The sequence below is a fragment of the Treponema sp. genome (assembly GCF_017430385.1).
Lineage (GTDB): Bacteria > Spirochaetota > Spirochaetia > Treponematales > Treponemataceae > Treponema_D.
Genome location: NZ_JAFRNB010000143.1, coordinates 17,273 through 37,205 on the forward strand (window position 1 = coordinate 17,273; position 19,933 = coordinate 37,205).

A 19,933-nucleotide genomic window follows, 5' to 3' on the forward strand; every position below is an offset into this window, starting at 1 on the left:
ATATTTTATCAGATTTTGCGATTATGTGTCAATAGGAAACAAAAAAATCTCGCAAGGATGCGAGAAAAAAAGCAAAGAGAGAAAATTCTGTTTGCCGTAAGGTGAACAGAATTTTCTCGTATGAATCCGAAATCCATGGAGGGATTTCGGATTCACTATTTACGTTTAAGATATTTAACGCTATCAAGTGCGACAGCTGCGATGATAATCAAGCCCTTGAAAACGAACTGCAAGTTAGTGTCGATTCCCAAGAAAGTAAGACAGTAGGTGAGGCTAGTGAAGATGATTACACCGATTACCGCGCCACCGATTTTACCGATACCACCGTTGAATGAGATTCCACCGACTACACAAGCTGCGATAGCATCAAGCTCGTAACCCTGACCTGTACCAGCAGAAGCATTTGCTTTGAATGCCTCAAGGAATGCACCACATCCGTAGAAAATACCAGCCATGATGAATACGCCCATTGTTACCCAGAATACGCTGATTCCAGAAACACTTGCAGCCTCAGCATTGCCGCCGACAGCATACATGTTCTTTCCGAAAGTCGTTTTGTTCCAGATGAACCATGCTACAGCAATTGCGATGATTGCCGGAATGATGAGTTTAGGGAATGTAATCAACTCGCCGTTAAGCATACCGATAATCCATCGGCCACCAATCATGTCTTTTACATCAGCATCGATTGAACCTACCGGAGTACCACTTGTTCCGAAGAAGAGCAAACCGTAAATGATAAGCTGTGTTGCCAATGTTGAGATGAACGGATGTATTTTGAGTTTTGCAGAGAAAACGCCTGCAAAAGCCGAGAATGCCACGCACAAGAAAATTGAAAGGAAAAGAGCCATTACAAGGCGGATGAACATTGCGCTTCCTGTGAAATCCCATGGACCAAGACCAAAAACAGTTACGATGTTCTGGCCCGGATGCAAGATAAGACCTGTGATTACCGCGCCCATAGCGACCATTCGGCCGACGCTCAAATCCGTACCGGCGAGCAAAATCAAGCCTGCGACACCCAAAGCATAGAACATTCGGACAGACGACTGTTCCAGAATCGTAAAGATGTTCGGGAGTGACAGAAGGTTGCCGTTACCAGAAAGAGGTGCAAGAATGATACAGACAATGAAGAATACCAGAATCGCAAGATACAAACCATTGTCCAGCAAGAATTTTGACATCTTGAACTTGTTGATGTAATTCTGGACAGAAAGAACGATGTCTTCCTTGAAGTTTGTCTGACCGTTTCGGAGCGCACGGTTTTTCTGAACGAAATCAACGAAAGCCTGGTTTTTGACAGCTTTAGCCGCATCAACAGCAGAAACGAATTTATTTTTTGCATCAAAAAGGGCAGAGTTGTGCTCGTATTCAGCAACGCGAAGGTCTTCCTTGCAGTCTTCGTTGTCTTTCTGAGATGTTTTTCCTGCGTAAGAAGCAACGATTTCTTTTTTGCGGTTGAGCGTGTCCTCGTTGATTTTTGCGACATTTGCCGCATATTCTTCCTTGAGTTTTGCGATTATAGCATTCTGCTCAGCAGCTACTTTTGCAATCTCAGGTTTTGAAAGCTCATTGTTTCGTGCAACGGCAGCCTTTACGATTTCAGCAATCTCGGCCTTGTTTTTTGCAGCGACTTCCTTTGCTTCCGCGATTTTTTTGTCGTTTTCGCTGATGATTTTCTCACGCTCTTCTACTGAGAGCAATTTGTTTCGTTTTGCGGCTGCATTTTCCTGCCTGAGCGTAGAAATGAGGTTTACGCCGTTTTTTCTGAGGGCAGCAAGCCGCTCGGTATATTCATTAAGTTCCTTGTCTTCCATATTGTCTCCTGTTTTAAAACAACAATTTCACTAATTTACAAATACATCGCCGAGAGCCTTAAAAGCTCTTCCTGGTCCGTTGATTTTGTATCTACGATTCCTGCAAGACGATGATTTGACATTACGGCGATTCGGTTTGTGATACCCAAGATTTCAGGCATCTCACTTGAAACGACGATAATTGTCTTTCCCTGTTTTGCCATGTGGATAATCAGCTGGTAAATCTCGTATTTTGCACCGACATCGATACCGCGGGTTGGCTCATCAAGAAGGAAAACTTCTGGACTTCGTTCCATCCATTTTCCGATGATGACCTTCTGCTGGTTTCCGCCCGAAAGGGAAGTGATAAGCTCGTCAGAAGAGACACATTTTGTGTGCATCTGCTTGATTTCGCGCTCGGCAGCCTCAGACATCTTCTGGTTTGAAAGAATTCCGCCTGTTTTATAGCTGTCAAGATTTGTGATAACGGTGTTGAACTTGATTGTGTCCTTGCCGAACATACCGTTGAGCTTTCGTTCCTCGGTGACAAGTGCAAAACCGTGCTCCATGGCATCTTTACTGCTAGAGAAGTGCAACTTTTTGCCAGCGTAAGAGATTGTTCCTGTTGCGATTGTGCGGACACCAAAAAGTGCCTCAAGCAATTCGGAACGGCCTGCACCGACAAGACCATAAAGGCCAAAGATTTCGCCTTTCTTAACCTTGAAAGAAATATCCTCAAGAACAGGAGCGTATTTTGTAGAAAGATTGTTGACTTCAAGGCAGTAATCACCCGGAGTGTTATCAACATCAGGGAATCGTTTATCGAGAGAACGGCCAACCATAGCTGTGATAAGCTCGCCCATCTCGGTTGCCTTTGATTCTTTCTGCATAATCATTTTTCCGTCACGAAGAACGGCAACCTGATCACAAACCTGGAAAATTTCATCCATTTTGTGTGAGATATAGACAAATGAAACTCCTTTTTTCTTCAGATCATTGACGATTGAGAAGAGTTTCTGAACTTCATTTTCTGTTAAAGAAGAAGTCGGCTCGTCAAGAACGATGATTTTTGCATCATAAGAGACAGCTTTTGCGATTTCAACCATCTGCCTCTGAGAAACCGACATAGTACGCATGATTGTGCGCGGATTTACATTCATATTCAAAGAAGCGAAAAGATTGATGCTGTCTTTGAGCATTTTCGCCTCATCAATCACGCCGATTTTTTTTGGATAGCGACCAAGATAAAGATTATCAGCCACAGAACGGTCGAGACACTGGTTCAACTCCTGGTGAACCATAGCAACGCCGCTTTCAAGCGCTTCTTTTGGATTCTTAAAATTTACGGGCTTTCCGCACAAAAGGAACTGGCCCTCATCTTTTGCATAGATGCCGAAAAGACACTTCATCATAGTGGACTTTCCCGCACCATTTTCACCCATCAAGCCCAAAACAGAGCCTTCGCCGACAGTAAGATTGATTCCGTCAAGAACCTTGTTTTTGCCGAACGATTTAGACAGGTTTTTGATTTGTAATACTAAATCACTCATAGGATTCCTTAAACTAAAAAAGCCCCACACCAGGTGGGGTTAACGACAGAAGACAAAATACAAACGGCAAGGAAAAAAAGAATTTTTGCCGTCTGTATTATCTGCGCTAGTACTTCAATTTGTCAGTGTAATCACGGCCAGAATTTGTTTTGACCATGTTGATTGCGAACGCATCATAGTTACCGAGGTTTGTGAATTTGTCGATACAGCTTGATTCGTTCTGTCCGTCACCCTGAACGATGTTAAGCTCAAGTCCGAGGAGAGGAGCATAATAGTTGAGAGCTGGAACATAAGAAGAAGAAAGGAAGTTATCAGCAGAGTTGTAGATTGTAAGGAGAACCTTCTTTTTTGGAGCGTTTGACTGTTTTACGAGTGGATCACGCTGACCTGCTGTGTAGAGCTTCCAGTTAGAGCTGTTTACGCCTGTGTTCTGAGCGAGCAAAGCTTTTGTTGCTGGGATGTAGTCGATTGCAGCAGAAATCTGGTTGCCATATTTGTCAGCCTTTGTGATTCCTGATTCAACAACATCGCGGCCTGTGAGACCATCGAGAAGGTTGCGGAGAACCTGCAATGTTGCTGTAGCCTGAGCGTCAACATTCTGTGATACAGTTCCTGTGAGTTTTCCTGCGCCAATTGCCTCGATTGCGTCTGCGTTTGCATCATAACCGAAGATTGGAACACCTGCAGGGTAGTTAGAAGCCTGGAGACAACCCATAGCCATACCGTCGTTGTTAGAAACTACGATATCGATAGCTGTGCCGAATTTTGTTGCCCAGCCACCCATAGCTTCTGTAGCGGCATTTGCGTTCCAAGTTGAACCGTCAGTACCAGTCATTGCCTTTCCTTCAAGCTCAACGACTTTCATTTCTTTTCCGCCAACTTTGATGCTTCCTTCTTTTACTTTTCCAGGATCTGTAGAACCGTCCCAAGTTCCGAGTGCTTTTCGGATACCTTCTGTACGAGCCTTAGAATCGTTGTGGCCGACATCACCAATGCAGAGGACATAACCAACTGTTCCGTCACCGTTGCGGTCGATTTTTGCCGGGTCAGAAGTTGCGAGGAAGTCAGCGATAAGTTTTCCCTGAACTGCGCCGCCACCAGCTGCATCAAATCCTACATAATAAGTTTTGTCGTTCCAGTTCATTGAATTCATGTCAATTTCACCAGAGTTTGGGTCAGATGGCTGTCGGTTAAAAAATACCAGTGGTTTGTCTTTGTTCAAAACTTTAGAACCGTTTCCACCATTACAACTCATAAAAGTTCCGGCTGCGAGAGCAAGTGCAACAGCAGAACACACTACCTTTTTCATAAAATTAACCTCCTTTTTTATGAAAAACTATTTTTCTTTATCTTTATAGTCTAAAACATAATCAGAAAAAGTCAAACACTTTTTTTCCGTCTTTTACGTTTTTTTTATGCAAGATTCTTTCTGAAGAGTCTGGAACAACGGAAAATTACATTTATTTTTTGTTGAGAAATCTAAAATCTCATGCTAAAATTTAAGTATCTTTTAATAAAACTTTGAGAAGGACGGCATGGTTTATGAAGAAGATACTTATAGTCGATGATGAAAAGATTTTTTTGATGATAGCTGAGCGTACGCTTTCTTCATCTTATGCCACTGTCTGTGCTTCTTCGGCTTTAGAGGCCATGGAGCTTTACAGGCGCGAAAAGCCGGACATGGTTCTTTCTGACTTGCGTATGCCGGGCATGTCGGGATATGAGCTTAAGCAAAAACTTCAGGAAGAAACAGGCGAGCAGATTCCTTTCATGTTCATGACCGCCGATACTGCCGAGGAAACGGAAAGCCGTGGCTTCGACATCGGTGCAATGGATTTCATACAAAAGCCTTTCCATGCCGACATCCTGCTAAAGCGGGTCGGGAACATCCTTAAAACCGTCGAAAAAATCCAGGGATTGAAAAAAGCCGCCGTCCTGGACAAAATGACAGGCCTTTTAAACAAAGCTTCTGCTGAGGCAGAAATTTCACGGCTTTGCAGAACGGCTCAGGGCGCGCTCCTTATGATTGACCTCGACAATTTTAAGCTGGTCAATGACATTTACGGCCATGCGATGGGCGACAAAATACTCATCTGTTTTGCTGAGATTTTAAGGGCTGTCGTTCGTCCAGTTGATGTCGTCGGGCGGCTTGGTGGCGACGAATTCATTGCTTTCTGCCAGAATGTCTATGATGAAGTCGTAATCGAAAAAAAATCCCGCTTTATAAACAAATATCTTGTCGATGCCGCAAAGGAACTCATGGGCGAGGATATGAATATTCCGCTCGGAGCTTCGATTGGCTGTGTTGTCGTTCCAGACGAAGGAATTGAGTTTTCAGAACTTTCTGAAAAGGCTGACAAAGCTTTGTACGCCGTCAAGCAGAACGGCAAGCACGGTTTCATTTTCTACACTGATTTGTCTCAGGAAGAAGGCAAAGATGATTCTCAGCCAACAAATCTTGCGAACGCAATAAAAATCCTGAGCGAAAGGAGCAGGAAGAGGGGGGCTTTTATGCTTCCGTTCGAGCAGTTCCGGGTCGTATATCAGTTTTTGTCGCGGCTCAACATGAATTATCACAATGAAATTTCCATGCTCCTGTTCTCAATCAAAGAAAAAAATGAGGCTTCAGATTCTCTCGAAAAGGGAATTGAAGGATTCTCGGACATTCTTTTGAATTCCCTGCGGCAAAGCGACATTGTGACTCAAAATGGAAAAAATCAGTGCATCGTCATTCTGCCACAAACAAGCTCTTCAAACATAAATCCTGTTACAGAACGAGTCATGCGAAACTGGAAAGAATCAGAATTTTCCGCAGACTTTGAAGTTTCCTTTGAATGTGGTAGACTAGAATAACTGATTGCCATTCAGCATGGCAGGTTCGAGAAAAATATGTCAGAGTCTCTTTCAAAAGAATTCATGCTCCATGCCATAGATTTAGCAAAAAAAGGCGAGGGCAGAACAAATCCAAATCCTCTTGTTGGTGCCGTCATTGTCAAAAACGGCAAAATTATCGGCGAAGGCTGGCATCATGCTTACGGTGAACTTCATGCCGAGCGTGATGCGTTGAAAAATTGTTACCAGCGCGGTGAAAATCCAGAAGGAGCGACGATTTATGTAACGCTTGAACCTTGCTGCCACTTTGGAAAACAACCGCCTTGCACGCACGCTCTTGTCGAGGCAAAAATTGCCAGCGTTATTGTCGGAAGCCGGGATCCGAATCCTCTTGTCCATGGGAAAGGCAATGCTTATCTTCGTGAAAACGGAATTTCCGTAGAAGAAGATTTTTTGCGCGATGAGTGTGACAAATTAAATCCAATTTTCTTCTATTATATAACGACAAAAACACCGTTCGTGGCCTTAAAATACGCCATGACCCTGGACGGAAAAATCGCAACCAAGACCGGCGAGTCAAAATGGATTACGAATGAAAAATCCCGCCAATTCGTGCATGTCCTCCGAAACCGCTATGCAGGAATTCTGGCCGGAATAAATACGGTTTTAAAAGACGACCCGATGCTGAACTGCCGGCTGCAAAACGAAAATGGTGAGATGACAGGGCGAAATCCCGTGCGGATTATCTGTGACTCGGATTTACGGATTCCGCTGGAAAGCAAAATCGTTCAGACCGCCAGAGAAATTCCTACGATTGTCGCTTGTGTAAAACCTGATGTCGCCAGTGAAAGCCAGGCAAAGCAAACTTTCCTTGAAAAGAAAGAGTCTCTTGATAACGCAGGAATTGAAGTAATCGAAGTTGCGGGTGAAAAACGGCGCGGACTTCTGGCAATGGCCAAAAAGATGCGCCAAGACAACCCAAAGCTTCAGGTTAATCTCAAAGAACTGATGAAAATCTTGGGTGAAAAGAAGATTGACAGCGTGCTTATTGAGGGCGGGGGAGCCGTGAATTACAGTGCCCTGGAATCAAAAATCGTCAATAAAATCTACGCATTTGTTGCCCCAAAAATTTTCGGTGGTTCTGCCAAGTCTCCTGTAGCTGGCGAAGGCGTAAATCTTCCTTCCGAATCATTCGGATTCACGCTCGAAAACATCACCCGATTTGACGATGATATTCTGATGGAATTCGATTCATTGTAAGTTTGTAAGGAAATATTCGACTCCGTTTAACGCATCTTCACTTAGAGACACGCTTTTTTCTTTGTGCTACAATCCTTGCATGAAGAGAATTATCGCGCCATCATTATTCGCATTATTTGTTATCGCGACTGGATGCAATGAAAAAACAAGCCAAAATCAGACCGTAAATCAAGTTAAAAAAGAAGCCGTGACGCAAGTTCCGCACCCAAAAGTAGAGCGTGGCGGTGAATGGATTGAGGCCTATGCCATCGGAACAAGCGGCGTACCTTTTAAAGATGATAATCTGATTCCCATTCGAAAGCCGGACGAATTTACAGAATTTTCAACTCCACTTCCAATCGGCGACAAAATTGTCATAACAGTAGACACGGAAGTTTACAAAGCATCTAAGAATTTCAGATTCGACCCGCCGGTAGCAATTTCTGCACAAAGCACCGTTTATTTCATTGGTGAGGCAGGAAATGGTGAAATCAGAATTGTGGACGAAGATGGAAATGCTGCATGGATTAGCGAAAACGATGCACAGTATGTAATGCAGAAAAAATACACATCTTCTGACAGCATGATCGAAAAAAAGTGGGAAAAAAGCGGCTACGATGTCGCAAAATTCAGCCCGGACGGAAAACTGATTGCATTACTTAGCTGGAATTACAACAGAAGCTCAGAAGACGCCATCCTTATCTGCGACAGATCTTCAGGAAAAAGAAAATTCTCAATCCAGGCCAAACTCGACCAGACGAACAGCATTTGCTGCGCATTCTCTCCTGACAGCAGATATTTTTATTACATCACCGAAGACAAATATTTTTTGGCTTTACGGCGGATTCAGCACGGAATTTGACGGAAGCGAAATTGAGACATACAGGGCAAAAAGTAAATCAGATCTTCGTAAAAGCATCCGTGATTTAGGTGTTTTGAGTTATTAAGATTTTTAGGAGGCAGCAAAATGTTCACAGGTATTATAGAAGAAATCGGAAGGGTAAAAAAAATCAGTCTGGCAGGGAAATCAGGCTCTCTTGAAATCGGGGCAAAAAAAGTTCTTGAAGGAACTAAGATTGGCGATTCTATTGCTGTGAATGGAGTCTGCCTCACTGTCACAAGTCTTTCCTCATCAACTTTTACGGCTGACATAATGGCAGAAACTGTCCGAAGAAGCTCTCTCGGCTCCATTTCATCTGGAAGCGGCGTAAATCTTGAACGGGCAATGGCGGCTGACGGAAGATTCGGCGGTCACATCGTAAGCGGACACATCGACGGCACCGGGAAAATCGCTCGGCTTCAAAAGGAAGAAAATGCGGTTTGGGTTCACATATCCGCCGGCAAAGAGATTCTTGCACTCATCGTCGAAAAAGGCTCAATCGCAATCGACGGAATAAGCCTTACGGTCGCAAGCGTTTCTGATTCAGAATTCGCCGTGAGCATAATCCCGCACACAGCAAGCGAAACAACGCTTCTTTCAAAAAAGGCGGGCGACATAGTGAATCTTGAAAATGACATCGTTGGAAAATATGTGCAGAAATTGCTTTCAAACCCAGCAGGCGGAAACAACCAGAACAAAAGCAGAAATGATGACAAATTCCTTTCCTGGCTCTCAGAAGATTAGTTTCAATCATATATACTTTACTTGAAACAATTTCTGATTTTTGTTAACATAAAACAACTTCAGGGCGGGGTGAAATTCCCCACCGGCTGTAAGCGCATTGCGTAAGCCAGCGAGCCTTAGGGCATGATACGGTGCAATTCCGTAGCCGACGGTTTGCATCTCATATTGAGATGCTGACAAGTTTTTTTCACTAAAATATCGTGAAAAAAACTTGCAAGGTCAGAGTTGAGGTTAAAAACTTAAGTTTTTAACCCTCTCGATTAAAGTCCGGATAGGAGAAGAATTATGTCTTTTAATTACAACACAATCGAAGAGGCACTTGCAGATCTGCGTGCCGGTAAAATCATTTTAGTTTCAGACGACGAAAACCGTGAAAACGAGGGCGACATGATTTGTGCGGCGGAATTTGCCACACAGGAAAATGTCAATCTCATGGCAACCCACGCAAAGGGCTTAATCTGTATGCCGATGAGCCAGAGCCTTGCGCTGAAACTCGGTCTTTATCCGATGGTTGCTGAAAACACCGACAATCACGAAACGGCTTTCACAGTCTCAATCGATCACATTTCCACAACGACAGGAATTTCCGCAAAAGAACGCTCAATCACTACGCTCAAATGCGTTGACGACAATTCTGTTGCGACAGATTTCCGCCGTCCGGGTCACAATTTCCCGCTGATTGCAAAAAAAGGTGGCGTCCTCGTGCGAAATGGTCACACTGAGGCAACGGTTGACTTGTGCCGCCTGGCAGGGCTTAAAGAATGTGGCCTTTGCTGTGAAATCATGGACGATGACGGAACCATGATGCGCGGCGAAAAACTTCAGGAAATGGCAAAAAAATTCGGCTTCAAGTACATCACAATCAAGGCTTTGCAGGACTACTGCCGCGTAAATGAAAAGCATGTCGTGCGCGAGGCAAAGGCAAAAATGCCTACCGAATACGGAGAATTTGACATCTACGGATATGTGAACGACATCACAGGCGAACATCATGTAGCTTTAGTCAAAGGCGACATCGGCGATGGTGAAAATGTTTTGTGCCGCGTACATTCCGAGTGCTTGACCGGCGATGTTTTTGGAAGCCGCCGGTGCGACTGCGGGCCTCAGCTTCAGGCTGCGATGAAACGAGTGAACGATGAGGGCAGGGGAATCATACTCTACATGAGGCAGGAAGGCCGTGGAATCGGCTTAATCAACAAGCTCAAAGCATACAAATTACAGGAAGAGGGTTTGGACACCGTTGAGGCAAATGTCAAGCTCGGTTTCAAGCCTGACTTGCGCGAATATTGGATTGGCGCACAAATTTTGCGTGATTTGGGCTGCAAGTCGCTCCGTCTTCTCACAAACAATCCCGAAAAAATCTACGGACTTGACGGATTCGGGCTAAAAGTGAGCGAGCGCGTTCCAATCGAAATCCCGGCGCAAAAATATGATGCCTTTTATCTGCGCACAAAGCGAGACCGAATGGGTCATATTTTTACCGAAGAACTTTAGAAAAACAGGAGAAATATTATGAACGAAATTAACTTGATTGAAGGAAAATTGGTTGCCCCAGAGGGCATGAAGGTTGCTATTGTTGCAAGCCGCTTTAACGAAATCATCGTGAACAAATTGCTTGGCGGTGCCGTTGACGGACTTGTTCGCCACGGTGTCGAAGAAAAGAACATCACTGCGGTGTGGGTTCCGGGCGCATTTGAAATCCCTGTAATCTGCGACAAGCTCGCTGCAAGCAAAAAATACGATGCCGTAATTGCTGTTGGTGCCGTAATTCGTGGTTCTACAACACATTACGACTATGTTTGCGCCGAAGTTTCAAAGGGCGTTGCTCAGGCAAGCTTCAAAAACGGCGTTCCAGTGCTTTTCGGCGTAATCACAACCGAGAACATCGAGCAGGCAATTGAGCGCGCAGGAAGCAAAGCCGGCAACAAAGGCTACGAATGTGCTATGGGCGCAATCGAAATGTCCAACCTTATGAAACAGCTGTAATACACAAAATCCCCCGGATTGAAGTTTAATTCTGGGGGATTTTTTTGGCTTTCTATATTTCTACATCGAAGTGTAGCCACCGTCTACAGGCAAAATTACGCCTGTGACATAGCCTGATGCCGGACTTGACAGGAAAATTGCAGCGGTATCAAGCTCGCCCTCATTTCCATATCGTGAAAGCGGAATCATCGTTCGGGCATTCTGCTGGAAAAATTCTGAGTCCAAAGTTTCTTTTGTGAGCGGACTATAAAAATAGCCCGGACAAATTGCATTTACATTGATGTTGTATTTTCCCCATTCAGCAGCAAGCCCCCTGGTTAAGTTCACGACACCGCCTTTTGCCGCATGATATGGCGAACAAGGCGCGACTTTATTTCCGACCATGCCATACATCGATGCAATGTTGATGATTCGTCCGTATTTTGCAGGAATCATGGCCTTTTTTGCTACGGCTCGTGACATTTTGAAAGTGCCACCCAAATCGACATTAAGCTCACCGTCAAACTGCTCGTCGGTAATATCTTCGGCTGGAGCTACGGCACCTGTTCCGGCATTGTTAATAAGGATGTCAATTCGTCCGAATTTTGCGATAATCTCATCAACTGCGGCATTTACCCGCGCCGTATCCGTGATGTCACACTGAACAGCAAGAGTCTCAACCTTGAATGTATCAGCAATTTCTTTCGCAACTTCATCAATCTTATCTTTTCGACGGGCGATTGCCACGATTTTTGCACCTTGATTTGCAAGAGCTTTTGCCATCTGAACACCCAGACCTGTCGAACAACCTGTTACAACGGCAACCTGACCTTTAAAATCAAAATAATCTTTCATATACAAGCACTCCTTTAAATGTAATAATAAGAATAATAAATTATAAAGCGAAAAGCATAAAATTGCAAACTGTTAGGTTTAGCTAATTTTCATCGATTTTCATATATTTTCTATCCTTCCATTTTGATTTATAATTCCTTTATGTCACAAATTTTCAACGCCCCCAGAATTTTGATTGCAGCCCCCAAAAGCGGAAGCGGAAAAACCACGCTTACCTGTGCGTTTTTACAATTTCTCAAAAATCATGGAAAAAATCCTGTTTCATTCAAATGCGGACCAGATTATATTGATCCGATGTTTCACGAACGGGTTCTTGGAGTGCCTTCGACTAATCTTGACAGCTATTTTTGTTCCGAAGAACAAATCCGTGAGATTTTCCTTAGAAATGCCACAAGTGCGGACACCAAAAACCAGAACTCAGAAAGTTTTGCCGTAATCGAGGGCGTGATGGGGCTTTTTGACGGACTCGCCGGAACTTCGCTCAAGGCTTCAAGCTACGACATAGCCCGAATCACAAACACGCCGATTCTTCTGGTAGTTGATGCGGAAGGGGCAAGCCGCTCAATCGTTCCGCTGGTAAAAGGATTTTTGGCCTACGACAAGGAAAACTCTGGCACCGGCGAAAACTTGATAAAAGGAATCCTTTTGAACAAGACATCAAAAAGCCAGTTCATGATTCTAAAAAAGCTGATTGAAGAAGAATGTGCCGAAAATGACATTAAAGTCGTCGGATTTCTCTCAAAAAGTTCAGATGATGTATGGAAAAGTAGACATTTAGGCCTGATTTTGCCGTCAGAAATAGAAAATCTTCAAGCACAAATCCAAAAAACAGCCGAAAGTCTGGACGATACTCTGGATTTTGAAGAGCTGGAAAGAATTATGTTCGGGGCGTTGCGGGGTGTCCCCGCAGAAGGGGTAGAGTCCGATGGTTCAGGCACAGCCTTCACCGAGACTCGCCTAAAAACTCGTCTCACGAGTTTTTCCGCCAAAGCGGACGGCTCCCTAGGGGAGACTTTCCCCATCCTTCAAGCATCCACTTTCAATTTTCCACTTTCCGCTTCTCACTTTCCGCTTTCTGCCTCCCTCGCTGTTGCTTTCGACGAGACTTTCTGCTTTTATTACCGCGAAAATCTCAGGATGCTCGAAGAAGCCGGCTTTCAAATCAAATATTTTTCGCCATTGCACGACAAAGCCATCCCCAAAAACACGGACGCTCTTTTGCTCGGTGGCGGCTACCCGGAACTGTACGCTGCGGAACTTGAATCCAACAAATCCATGCGGGAATCGATAAAATCCGCGCTCAAAAATGGCGTTTCCGTGATGGCCGAATGTGGCGGTTTCATGTATTTGCAGGAAAAACTGACCACACAAGAAGGAAAATCTTACGAAATGTGCGGAGCGATAAAAGGCGAGTGCAGTTATACCGAAAAACTTGTGCGATTCGGCTACGCGGAATTCACAAAAAAGGCTGATTCGGCAAATTCGGGCTGCAACAAAATGCCTTTTTCTATCAAAGGGCACGAATTCCATTATTTTGACAGCACGAACAACGGCTCGGATTTCACAGCATCAAAACCACTCTCAAAAAAAAACTGGGAGTGCATGATTTTTACGCCAAAAATGCTCGCCGGATTTCCGCACTTGTATTACCGCTCGAATCCCGAAATCATAAAATGGTTCGCAGAATCCTGTAAAAAAGATTAAAATTTTTTCATTTTTCCTGCAATTCTTTTGCATATCTTAAATTTTAGGGTTATAATTTTAGATATGGCAATGGACGCAAAAATTATCAACGCTTTTCTCTCCGAGGGTGTCAAAACTTTTCAGGACATGTTCAATCTTTCTCCAGAAAGCAAAGAGCCCCATCTTCTTGACATCCATGCGGGTCATCCGTGGGAAATTTCAGGCCTGCTTGGCGTAACAGGAAACATCAAAGGCATCGTGGCTTTCAGGCTTCACAAAATTCTTGCACACAAAATGCTTGAGCTGTCAGGTCTTGAGTGCAAGCCAAACGACTACGAGGATATGGCAATCGGGCTTGTAAGTGAATTCACAAACATAATTTCCGGACACGCTGTCACCGTTCTGAGCGAATACGATCTGGACATTTCGCCGCCGTTCTGTGTCATGGGTCACAACCACATGATTTCATGGCCGCGCAACTTCCCGGTTATCGCAATTCCGTTTATCACAAAATACGGCCCGTTCGAGGTCGATGTCTGCTTTAAATAGCACAAATGTGTTATAATTGCCTGCGATGAATATTCATATAATCTCATTCACGCAGGCAGGTTTTTCTCTCTCAAAGCGGATTCAAAATCTCCTTTCTCATGCAGTTTCTTCTGAAAATTTCGAGCAGATTACGCTTTCTTTTGGCGGAAAAGCCTGGGACGGTGAATCTGCTTCTGCATATCGGCCTGTTTCTGATTGGGTCGAAGATTTTTTCCAAAAAGAAAACGCGCTTATTTTTATCGGCGCGGCCGGAATCGCGGTGCGCACAATCGCTTCTTTCGTAAAAAACAAGGCTTCGGACCCGGCGGTGCTCGTGATGGATGAGAAGGGCAAATTCGTGATTCCGATTCTTTCCGGGCATATCGGTGGCGCGAACGAGCTTGCACGAAAAATCTCGGCACTGATTGGCGCGACAGCCGTAATCACAACGGCCTCGGACTGCAATAATCTTCCTGCAATCGATGAATTTGCCGCCAAAAACAATTTTTCAATAAACGACATGAAGCTTGCAAAGGATTTTACGGCGAGAATGCTTGAAAACGAAAATCCTCTGGCAGCTGATGGAATGCCTGAAAAAAAAGAAAAGCCCCTCGGATTCACAATCTCGTTATATATAAAAAATGATATACTTTCTTTGATTCCCAAATGTGTTGTGCTCGGAATCGGTTGCAAAAAGGGGAAATCGAGCGAAGAACTACGAGATTTTGTCTTTAAAGCGCTAAAAACACACAAAATTGACATTCGTTCGTTAGTTCAAATAAGTTCTGTCTACCAAAAGAAGAATGAAAAGGCGATAATTGAGCTTTCAGAAAGTCTAAAACTACCGTTCGTTACTTTTTCTGCCGAAGAATTGAACAAAATCCAGCAGAAAGTAAGCCATTCCGACTTTGTTGAGAAGACTCTTGGCACGGATAATGTTTGCGAAAGGGCAGTTTTTGCTTCAGGAGCCAGTATGCTAATTGTCCCAAAAACAGCAAAAGACGGCATGACAATTGCAATCGGAATCAAAACAATCAATTTTGAAATCCCAGAAGAATTGAAGAGGTTTAAAATATGAACGGCAAATTGACAGTAGCAGGAATCGGCTCAGGAAAATATTCCCAGATTACGACAGAAGTCCTCGAAGCGTTGAAAATTTGTGACTGTATCGTGGGCTATGAAGTCTACATCAACCTTGTACGCGAGCATTTTCCAAACAAGGAATACCTTTCGACCCCAATGCGAAAAGAAGAGGAACGATGCCGTCTTGCGCTCGAACAGGCAGATTCCGGGAAGAATGTCGTTTTCATCTGCTCAGGAGATGCGGGCGTTTACGGGATGAGCGGATTGATTTACGAAATCAGCAGGGAATTTCCGGGCGTTCAAATCAATGTATTACCGGGAATTACGGCGGCACTGAGCGGGTCAGCAATTTTGGGTGCGCCGCTGATTCATGATTTTGCAGTAATTTCTTTGAGTGACCTTATGACTCCGTGGGAAAAAATCGAGAAAAGGCTTGAATGTGCGAGCCTTTCTGATTTCTGCATTGTCCTTTACAACCCGATGAGCCACAAACGAAAGGATTATCTTTTTAAGGCGTGCGAGATTCTGCTCAAAAATCTTCCGGCCGAAACTCCTTGCGGTTATGTCAAAAATATCGGCCGTGAAGGAGAAGAATCAAAAATCCTCAGTCTCAAAGAATTGCAGACAGCCGAGCTTGACATGTTCACAACGGTTTTTATCGGGAACAGCACCACGCGCGTGATTGAAAGTCCGTGCGGTAAAAAGCTGGTCACTCCGAGGGGCTACGCGTTTGAGGCTTTAAAATGAATCCAATCTTTATCTTTGCAGGAACAACCGAAGGGCGCGAACTTTGCGAAAAACTTTCTGAATCCGGCTTTGACTGCACGGTGAGCGTCGCCACGGAATACGGAGAAAGCCTTCTTCCCAAAAAAGAAAATCTCACCGTTTTGCAAGGAAGAATGAACTCCGGCCAGATGATTCAGGCATTTTCTCAGAAAAATTACGCATTTGTCGTCGATGCCACGCATCCTTTTGCCACGGAAGTTTCAAAAGAAATAAAAAAGGCGTGCGATTCCACAAAAATCCGATATTTTAGGCTCGCAAGAAATACAAATGAAGTGCCTGAGTCGCAAAACAATATCTTCTATTTTAACGATATTTCTGCCGCCGCTGAATGGCTCGAATTCCAGAGTGGGAAAATCTTTGTCTCGACCGGAAGCAAGGAACTGCCAAAACTCTGCGAAAAAATTTCCGACAAAGCAAGGCTCATCGTGCGCGTTCTGCCGTCAATCGAAAGCATTCAGGTTTGCATAGACTGCAAGATTCCGCAACACCAGATTATCGCAATGCAGGGGCCATTTTCTGAAAAAGCAAATGAAATCCAGTTCTCTGAGAGAGGGGCGAAAATTCTTCTGACAAAAGAAAGCGGAAGTGCAGGCGGCTATTTTGAAAAAATCCGGGCCGCAACGAACTTGGGGATGAAGATTGCTGTGATAAAAAATCCGGAAAAAGCACAGTCCATGTCAGAGAATGCCGAAAGTCTGGTGGAAAATTCCAGCGAAAGGGAAATCTTTCATTCTGTCGAAAAAATTTGTGATATAATCAAAAAGTCGATATGAAAACCCTTAATCTGATTGGACTTGGAACAGGAAACGAAAATTTTCTCACAAAAGAGGCTGAATCAATTCTCAAAAATGCAGAAATTATTTTTGGCGCAAAACGGATTCTTGAAATCGCAGGAAACTCGTTGAGCCAAAGCCAATCCGTCGGAAGACAGGCCGAAACGAGCGAAAATTCAGGCGAAACTCTTCCTAAAACTGAGCCTCTTTATCGTGCCGAGGAAATTTTCTCGTATCTAAAAGAAAATCCTCAGTATCAGAATGTTGCCGTTGTTTTTTCAGGCGATGTCGGATTTTTCAGCGGAGCAAGTGCATTTTATGAGGAGCAGACAGGGGAATGGAAAATCAGCGTGATTCCGGGTATTTCTTCTGCCGTGTATTTCGCCGCAAAATTGCAAAAATCATGGCAGAACTGGAAATTTCTTTCTCTTCACGGCTCAAAATGCAACACAATCGAGCAGATTCGCAAAAATCCGGCCTGTTTTTTCATTCTTTCGGGCGCAGAAGATGTCAAATCCCTCGCTGAAAAGATTCAAAAAGCAGTCAAAAATAAAATTCTTTCAGAAATCAAATGCTGGCTCGGCAAAAATCTTTCGTATAATGATGAAAAAATAACTTGCTGTAAATTCTCTAAGGGTGAAGAATCGGCTCGTCAATTTGACTTCAGTCAGGGAAAGGCGCAAAATGATAAAGGTCTTTTCGTGCTCCTTGTCGAAAATGAATGTGCAAAATACCAGCCAGTCACGCAATCCTTAAATGACGAAGATTTTATCCGTGCAGAAAAAATCCCGATGACAAAAAAAGAAGTCCGCCGCCTCTCTCTGGCAACACTGGGGCTTTCAGAATCGTCCGTTCTCTATGACATAGGAAGCGGAACCGGCTCCGTCACAGTGGAAGCTGCTAGAATTGCAACGGAAGGGCATGTTTTTGCAGTTGAATGTAAAAAAGAAGCGTTTGAGCTTACAAAAAAGAATGTCGAAAAATTCTGCCTTGAAAATGTGACCCCGATTTTGGGAAACGCACCAGAATGTCTAAAAGCCGACGGAAATTCAGAAGTGAGCAAAGAAATTCCTGCTCCGACCCATGTTTTTATCGGCGGGAGCAAGGGTAATCTTTCTGAAATCGTGAATTTCTCGCTTCAAAAAAATCCACGCGCAAGAATCGTTGCAAATTTCGTGAGCCTTGAAAATCTGTGCGAAATGCAGTCTCTTTTGAAAAATCTTGAATCCGAAAACAAGATTAAAGATGTGGAAATCATACAGGTTGCGGTGAGCCATGCCGAAAAAACAGGCGGCTTCCACTTAATGAAAGCACAAAATCCTGTTTATATCGTGGGATTTTCGGGAAGTTAAGATTCTTCGGCCATCAGTTTCTCGACTTCGCGGCGGTAAAGCGGCTTGTTCGCATCATAGGCATTTTTGTTGGCCTCGATTTCCTCGAAAGTCCAGAGTTTGCCGTTCTTGTTGTTCATGCCTGGACAATCACGCGCACATTCTTCCCACATTGACTTATCTTTGACCATCCATGACCAGAAAGGATAAGTTGAGCACTGGACTGGACGAGCCTCGTAGCAGGAGCAGCCGTTTTCCCAGAGAATGCAGTCGTAATTCTTTTTTTCAAGAAGGGCAAGAACCTGCTCTCCCTCGTAATAATCAGCCCAGCGGCAATATTTCTTGACGAATTCGGTTACGCTCATTTTGAGATGATTGCGGAGCGTGGTCAAATCGCGAAGAGAAAGGTAAACGAAGCCAGGCGAATGCCCGCAGCAAAACGAGCATCGCTGACAGCCGAAATATAGTCCGTCTTTGTAAAATGGTTCCATTTATTTAGATTCTTTTTTTGCGCTTGGTGAAAGGAGCAAGTTCGTAACGATTCCCAGAATCAACGCACAGGCAACAGTGCGGATTTCGACTTTGCCGAATTTTACGACCATGCCGCCAACGCCAGTGATAAGGATTACGCTTGCAACGAAAAGATTGCGGTTCCTGCTCAAATCAACCTGCTGGAACATTTTGAGGCCGGAAACTGCGATGAATCCGTAGAGTGCGACACAAACGCCGCCCATTACGCAGCTTGGAATTGTCTCAAGGAAAGCTACGAGTGGAGTAATCAAACTGAATCCTATACAAAGAATTGCACAGCCCCAGATTGAAACCGTTGAAGCGTTTCGTGTGATTGCGACACAGCCGATTGACTCGCCGTAAGTTGTGTTCGGACATCCGCCGAAGAGTGTTGAAATGAATGTTCCTACGCCGTCGCCAAGCAAAGTGCGTGTGAGGCCTGGATTTTCGAGCAAGTTGACGCCTACGATTGCCGAGAGGTTTTTGTGGTCTGCCAAATGCTCTGCGAAAACTACGAATGCAACCGGGACATAAGCAGCAAAGATTGTGAGAAGGTAAGTACCTGTAACGCCTTTGAGTCCTGCAGAACCGCCCAAAGCGAATGTGAACTTTGGAAGTGAGAGGAAGCTTGAGAATTTTGAGAAATCAAGCGAGGTGAGGGCAGAGTAGTTGATTACGATGAGGCTCGGATTGTTTGTGGCATGTCCGATAATAGCAAAAATTGATGCCAGGATATAGCCAGCCAGGATTCCCTGAATGAAGGGAATGAGCTTTCCGATTTTTGAACCGTAAGTTGAGCACATCATGGTTACGAAAAGTGTGAAAAGACCGCAGATGAGGGCAACATAAGAGCTTCCGCCTTGGATATTTGATTTCATGAGGTCGCCGATTGCATTTCCTGAGAGTGAAAGACCGATGATTGCGACTGTCGGGCCGATGATTACCGGAGGCATGATTTTATCAATCCATTTTACTCCGAAGAATTTTACCGCAAGTGCGATGATGATGTAGACGATTCCTGCCATGAGAGAACCGATGATTAAGCCCCAGTAACCAATAGAAACTGAAGCAGCTCCGGCAAATGCAGATTGCATTGAGCCGATGAAAGCAAAAGAGCTTCCCAGGAAGACCGGGCTTGCGCTTTTTGTGAAAATCAAATAGATGAAAGTTCCGACACCTGCGCCGAAAAGGGCTGCAGAAGCCGTAAGTCCGTTACCGACGATTGCAGGAACGGCGATTGTTGCCGCCATGACAGCCAAAAGCTGCTGAACGGCGAACAAAAAGACCTTTCCCAAGCTAGGACGGTCTTTAATTCCGTAAACTAATTCCATAGAAATACCTCACTTTATTAAATTTCTCACAGAGGACACGGAGTTCA

The 19,933-nt window shown here is 44.3% G+C and carries 18 protein-coding genes and 1 riboswitch; of the genes, 12 read left to right on the plus strand and 6 right to left on the minus strand.

The genetic code is table 11. The features are described from left to right. Positions 1–155: 155 nt before the first annotated feature. The 3 genes from IJJ71_RS11175 to IJJ71_RS11185 form a co-directional block, all read right to left on the minus strand. The gene (locus tag IJJ71_RS11175) at positions 156–1,817 is read right to left on the minus strand and encodes an ABC transporter permease subunit (RefSeq protein WP_296847079.1); all 1,662 of its coding nucleotides are present in this window, start codon (positions 1,815–1,817) and stop codon (positions 156–158) included. A 35-nt stretch (positions 1,818–1,852) separates the two neighbouring features. After that, on the minus strand, positions 1,853–3,346 hold the full coding sequence (locus tag IJJ71_RS11180; RefSeq protein ID WP_296847080.1) for a sugar ABC transporter ATP-binding protein: 1,494 nt from the start codon (positions 3,344–3,346) through the stop codon (positions 1,853–1,855). Between the two features lie 106 nt (positions 3,347–3,452). Continuing rightward, the gene (locus IJJ71_RS11185) at positions 3,453–4,601 is read right to left on the minus strand and encodes a substrate-binding domain-containing protein (protein ID WP_296847155.1); all 1,149 of its coding nucleotides are present in this window, start codon (positions 4,599–4,601) and stop codon (positions 3,453–3,455) included. Between the two features lie 287 nt (positions 4,602–4,888). Here IJJ71_RS11185 and IJJ71_RS11190 point away from each other — a divergent pair, with 287 nt between their 5' ends. From IJJ71_RS11190 to ribH, 6 genes are all read left to right on the plus strand, one after another. Further along, complete coding sequence (locus IJJ71_RS11190; RefSeq protein ID WP_296847081.1) at positions 4,889–6,199, plus strand: GGDEF domain-containing response regulator; 1,311 nt, start codon at positions 4,889–4,891, stop codon at positions 6,197–6,199. Positions 6,200–6,235: 36 nt separating this feature from the next. Next, on the plus strand, positions 6,236–7,438 hold the full coding sequence (ribD, locus tag IJJ71_RS11195) for a bifunctional diaminohydroxyphosphoribosylaminopyrimidine deaminase/5-amino-6-(5-phosphoribosylamino)uracil reductase RibD (RefSeq protein WP_296847082.1): 1,203 nt from the start codon (positions 6,236–6,238) through the stop codon (positions 7,436–7,438). A 79-nt stretch (positions 7,439–7,517) separates the two neighbouring features. Continuing rightward, positions 7,518–8,279: a hypothetical protein gene (locus tag IJJ71_RS11200; protein ID WP_296847083.1), complete on the plus strand. Its 762-nt coding sequence runs from the start codon at positions 7,518–7,520 to the stop codon at positions 8,277–8,279. Between the two features lie 105 nt (positions 8,280–8,384). After that, complete coding sequence (gene ribE / locus IJJ71_RS11205) at positions 8,385–9,041, plus strand: riboflavin synthase (RefSeq protein ID WP_296847085.1); 657 nt, start codon at positions 8,385–8,387, stop codon at positions 9,039–9,041. A gap of 51 nt (positions 9,042–9,092) precedes the next feature. Further along, positions 9,093–9,328: riboswitch (FMN riboswitch) on the plus strand. After that, entirely contained in the window at positions 9,327–10,535 is a 1,209-nt protein-coding gene (locus IJJ71_RS11210; RefSeq protein ID WP_296847086.1) for a bifunctional 3,4-dihydroxy-2-butanone-4-phosphate synthase/GTP cyclohydrolase II, read from the plus strand. Its footprint overlaps the riboswitch before it by 2 nt. An 18-nt stretch (positions 10,536–10,553) precedes the next feature. Next, the gene (gene ribH, locus IJJ71_RS11215; protein WP_296847087.1) at positions 10,554–11,027 is read left to right on the plus strand and encodes a 6,7-dimethyl-8-ribityllumazine synthase; all 474 of its coding nucleotides are present in this window, start codon (positions 10,554–10,556) and stop codon (positions 11,025–11,027) included. A 60-nt stretch (positions 11,028–11,087) separates the two neighbouring features. On the opposite strand, the gene IJJ71_RS11220 is transcribed toward ribH, so the two are convergent. Continuing rightward, entirely contained in the window at positions 11,088–11,861 is a 774-nt protein-coding gene (locus IJJ71_RS11220; protein WP_296847088.1) for an SDR family oxidoreductase, read from the minus strand. A 141-nt stretch (positions 11,862–12,002) separates the two neighbouring features. On the opposite strand from IJJ71_RS11220, the gene IJJ71_RS11225 reads away from it, so the two are divergent. From IJJ71_RS11225 to cbiE, 6 genes are all read left to right on the plus strand, one after another. Then, a complete protein-coding gene (locus IJJ71_RS11225) occupies positions 12,003–13,565 on the plus strand; it encodes a cobyrinic acid a,c-diamide synthase CobB (protein WP_296847089.1) in 1,563 nt (520 codons plus the stop codon). A 63-nt stretch (positions 13,566–13,628) separates the two neighbouring features. Beyond that, positions 13,629–14,093 carry a chemotaxis protein CheX gene (locus tag IJJ71_RS11230; protein ID WP_296847091.1) on the plus strand — a complete coding sequence of 155 codons (465 nt, stop codon included), beginning with the start codon at positions 13,629–13,631 and terminating at the stop codon, positions 14,091–14,093. Positions 14,094–14,118: 25 nt separating this feature from the next. After that, positions 14,119–15,150: a cobalt-precorrin 5A hydrolase gene (locus tag IJJ71_RS11235; protein ID WP_296847093.1), complete on the plus strand. Its 1,032-nt coding sequence runs from the start codon at positions 14,119–14,121 to the stop codon at positions 15,148–15,150. Next, positions 15,147–15,902, plus strand: coding sequence for a precorrin-3B C(17)-methyltransferase (gene cobJ, locus IJJ71_RS11240; RefSeq protein WP_296847094.1), 756 nt, complete (start codon positions 15,147–15,149; stop codon positions 15,900–15,902). The genes IJJ71_RS11235 and cobJ overlap by 4 nt, the downstream gene beginning before the upstream one ends. Then, positions 15,899–16,714: a precorrin-6A reductase gene (cobK, locus tag IJJ71_RS11245; RefSeq protein ID WP_296847099.1), complete on the plus strand. Its 816-nt coding sequence runs from the start codon at positions 15,899–15,901 to the stop codon at positions 16,712–16,714. The genes cobJ and cobK overlap by 4 nt, the downstream gene beginning before the upstream one ends. Next, complete coding sequence (gene cbiE, locus IJJ71_RS11250) at positions 16,711–18,066, plus strand: precorrin-6y C5,15-methyltransferase (decarboxylating) subunit CbiE (protein ID WP_296847101.1); 1,356 nt, start codon at positions 16,711–16,713, stop codon at positions 18,064–18,066. The genes cobK and cbiE overlap by 4 nt, the downstream gene beginning before the upstream one ends. Here cbiE and IJJ71_RS11255 read toward each other — a convergent pair. Then, positions 18,063–18,536 (minus strand): YkgJ family cysteine cluster protein, encoded by a 474-nt coding sequence (locus tag IJJ71_RS11255; RefSeq protein ID WP_296847102.1) that lies wholly within the window; start codon positions 18,534–18,536, stop codon positions 18,063–18,065. The genes cbiE and IJJ71_RS11255 overlap by 4 nt on opposite strands. After that, a complete protein-coding gene (locus IJJ71_RS11260) occupies positions 18,537–19,886 on the minus strand; it encodes a uracil-xanthine permease family protein (protein WP_296847104.1) in 1,350 nt (449 codons plus the stop codon). Between the last annotated feature and the right edge of the window lie 47 nt (positions 19,887–19,933).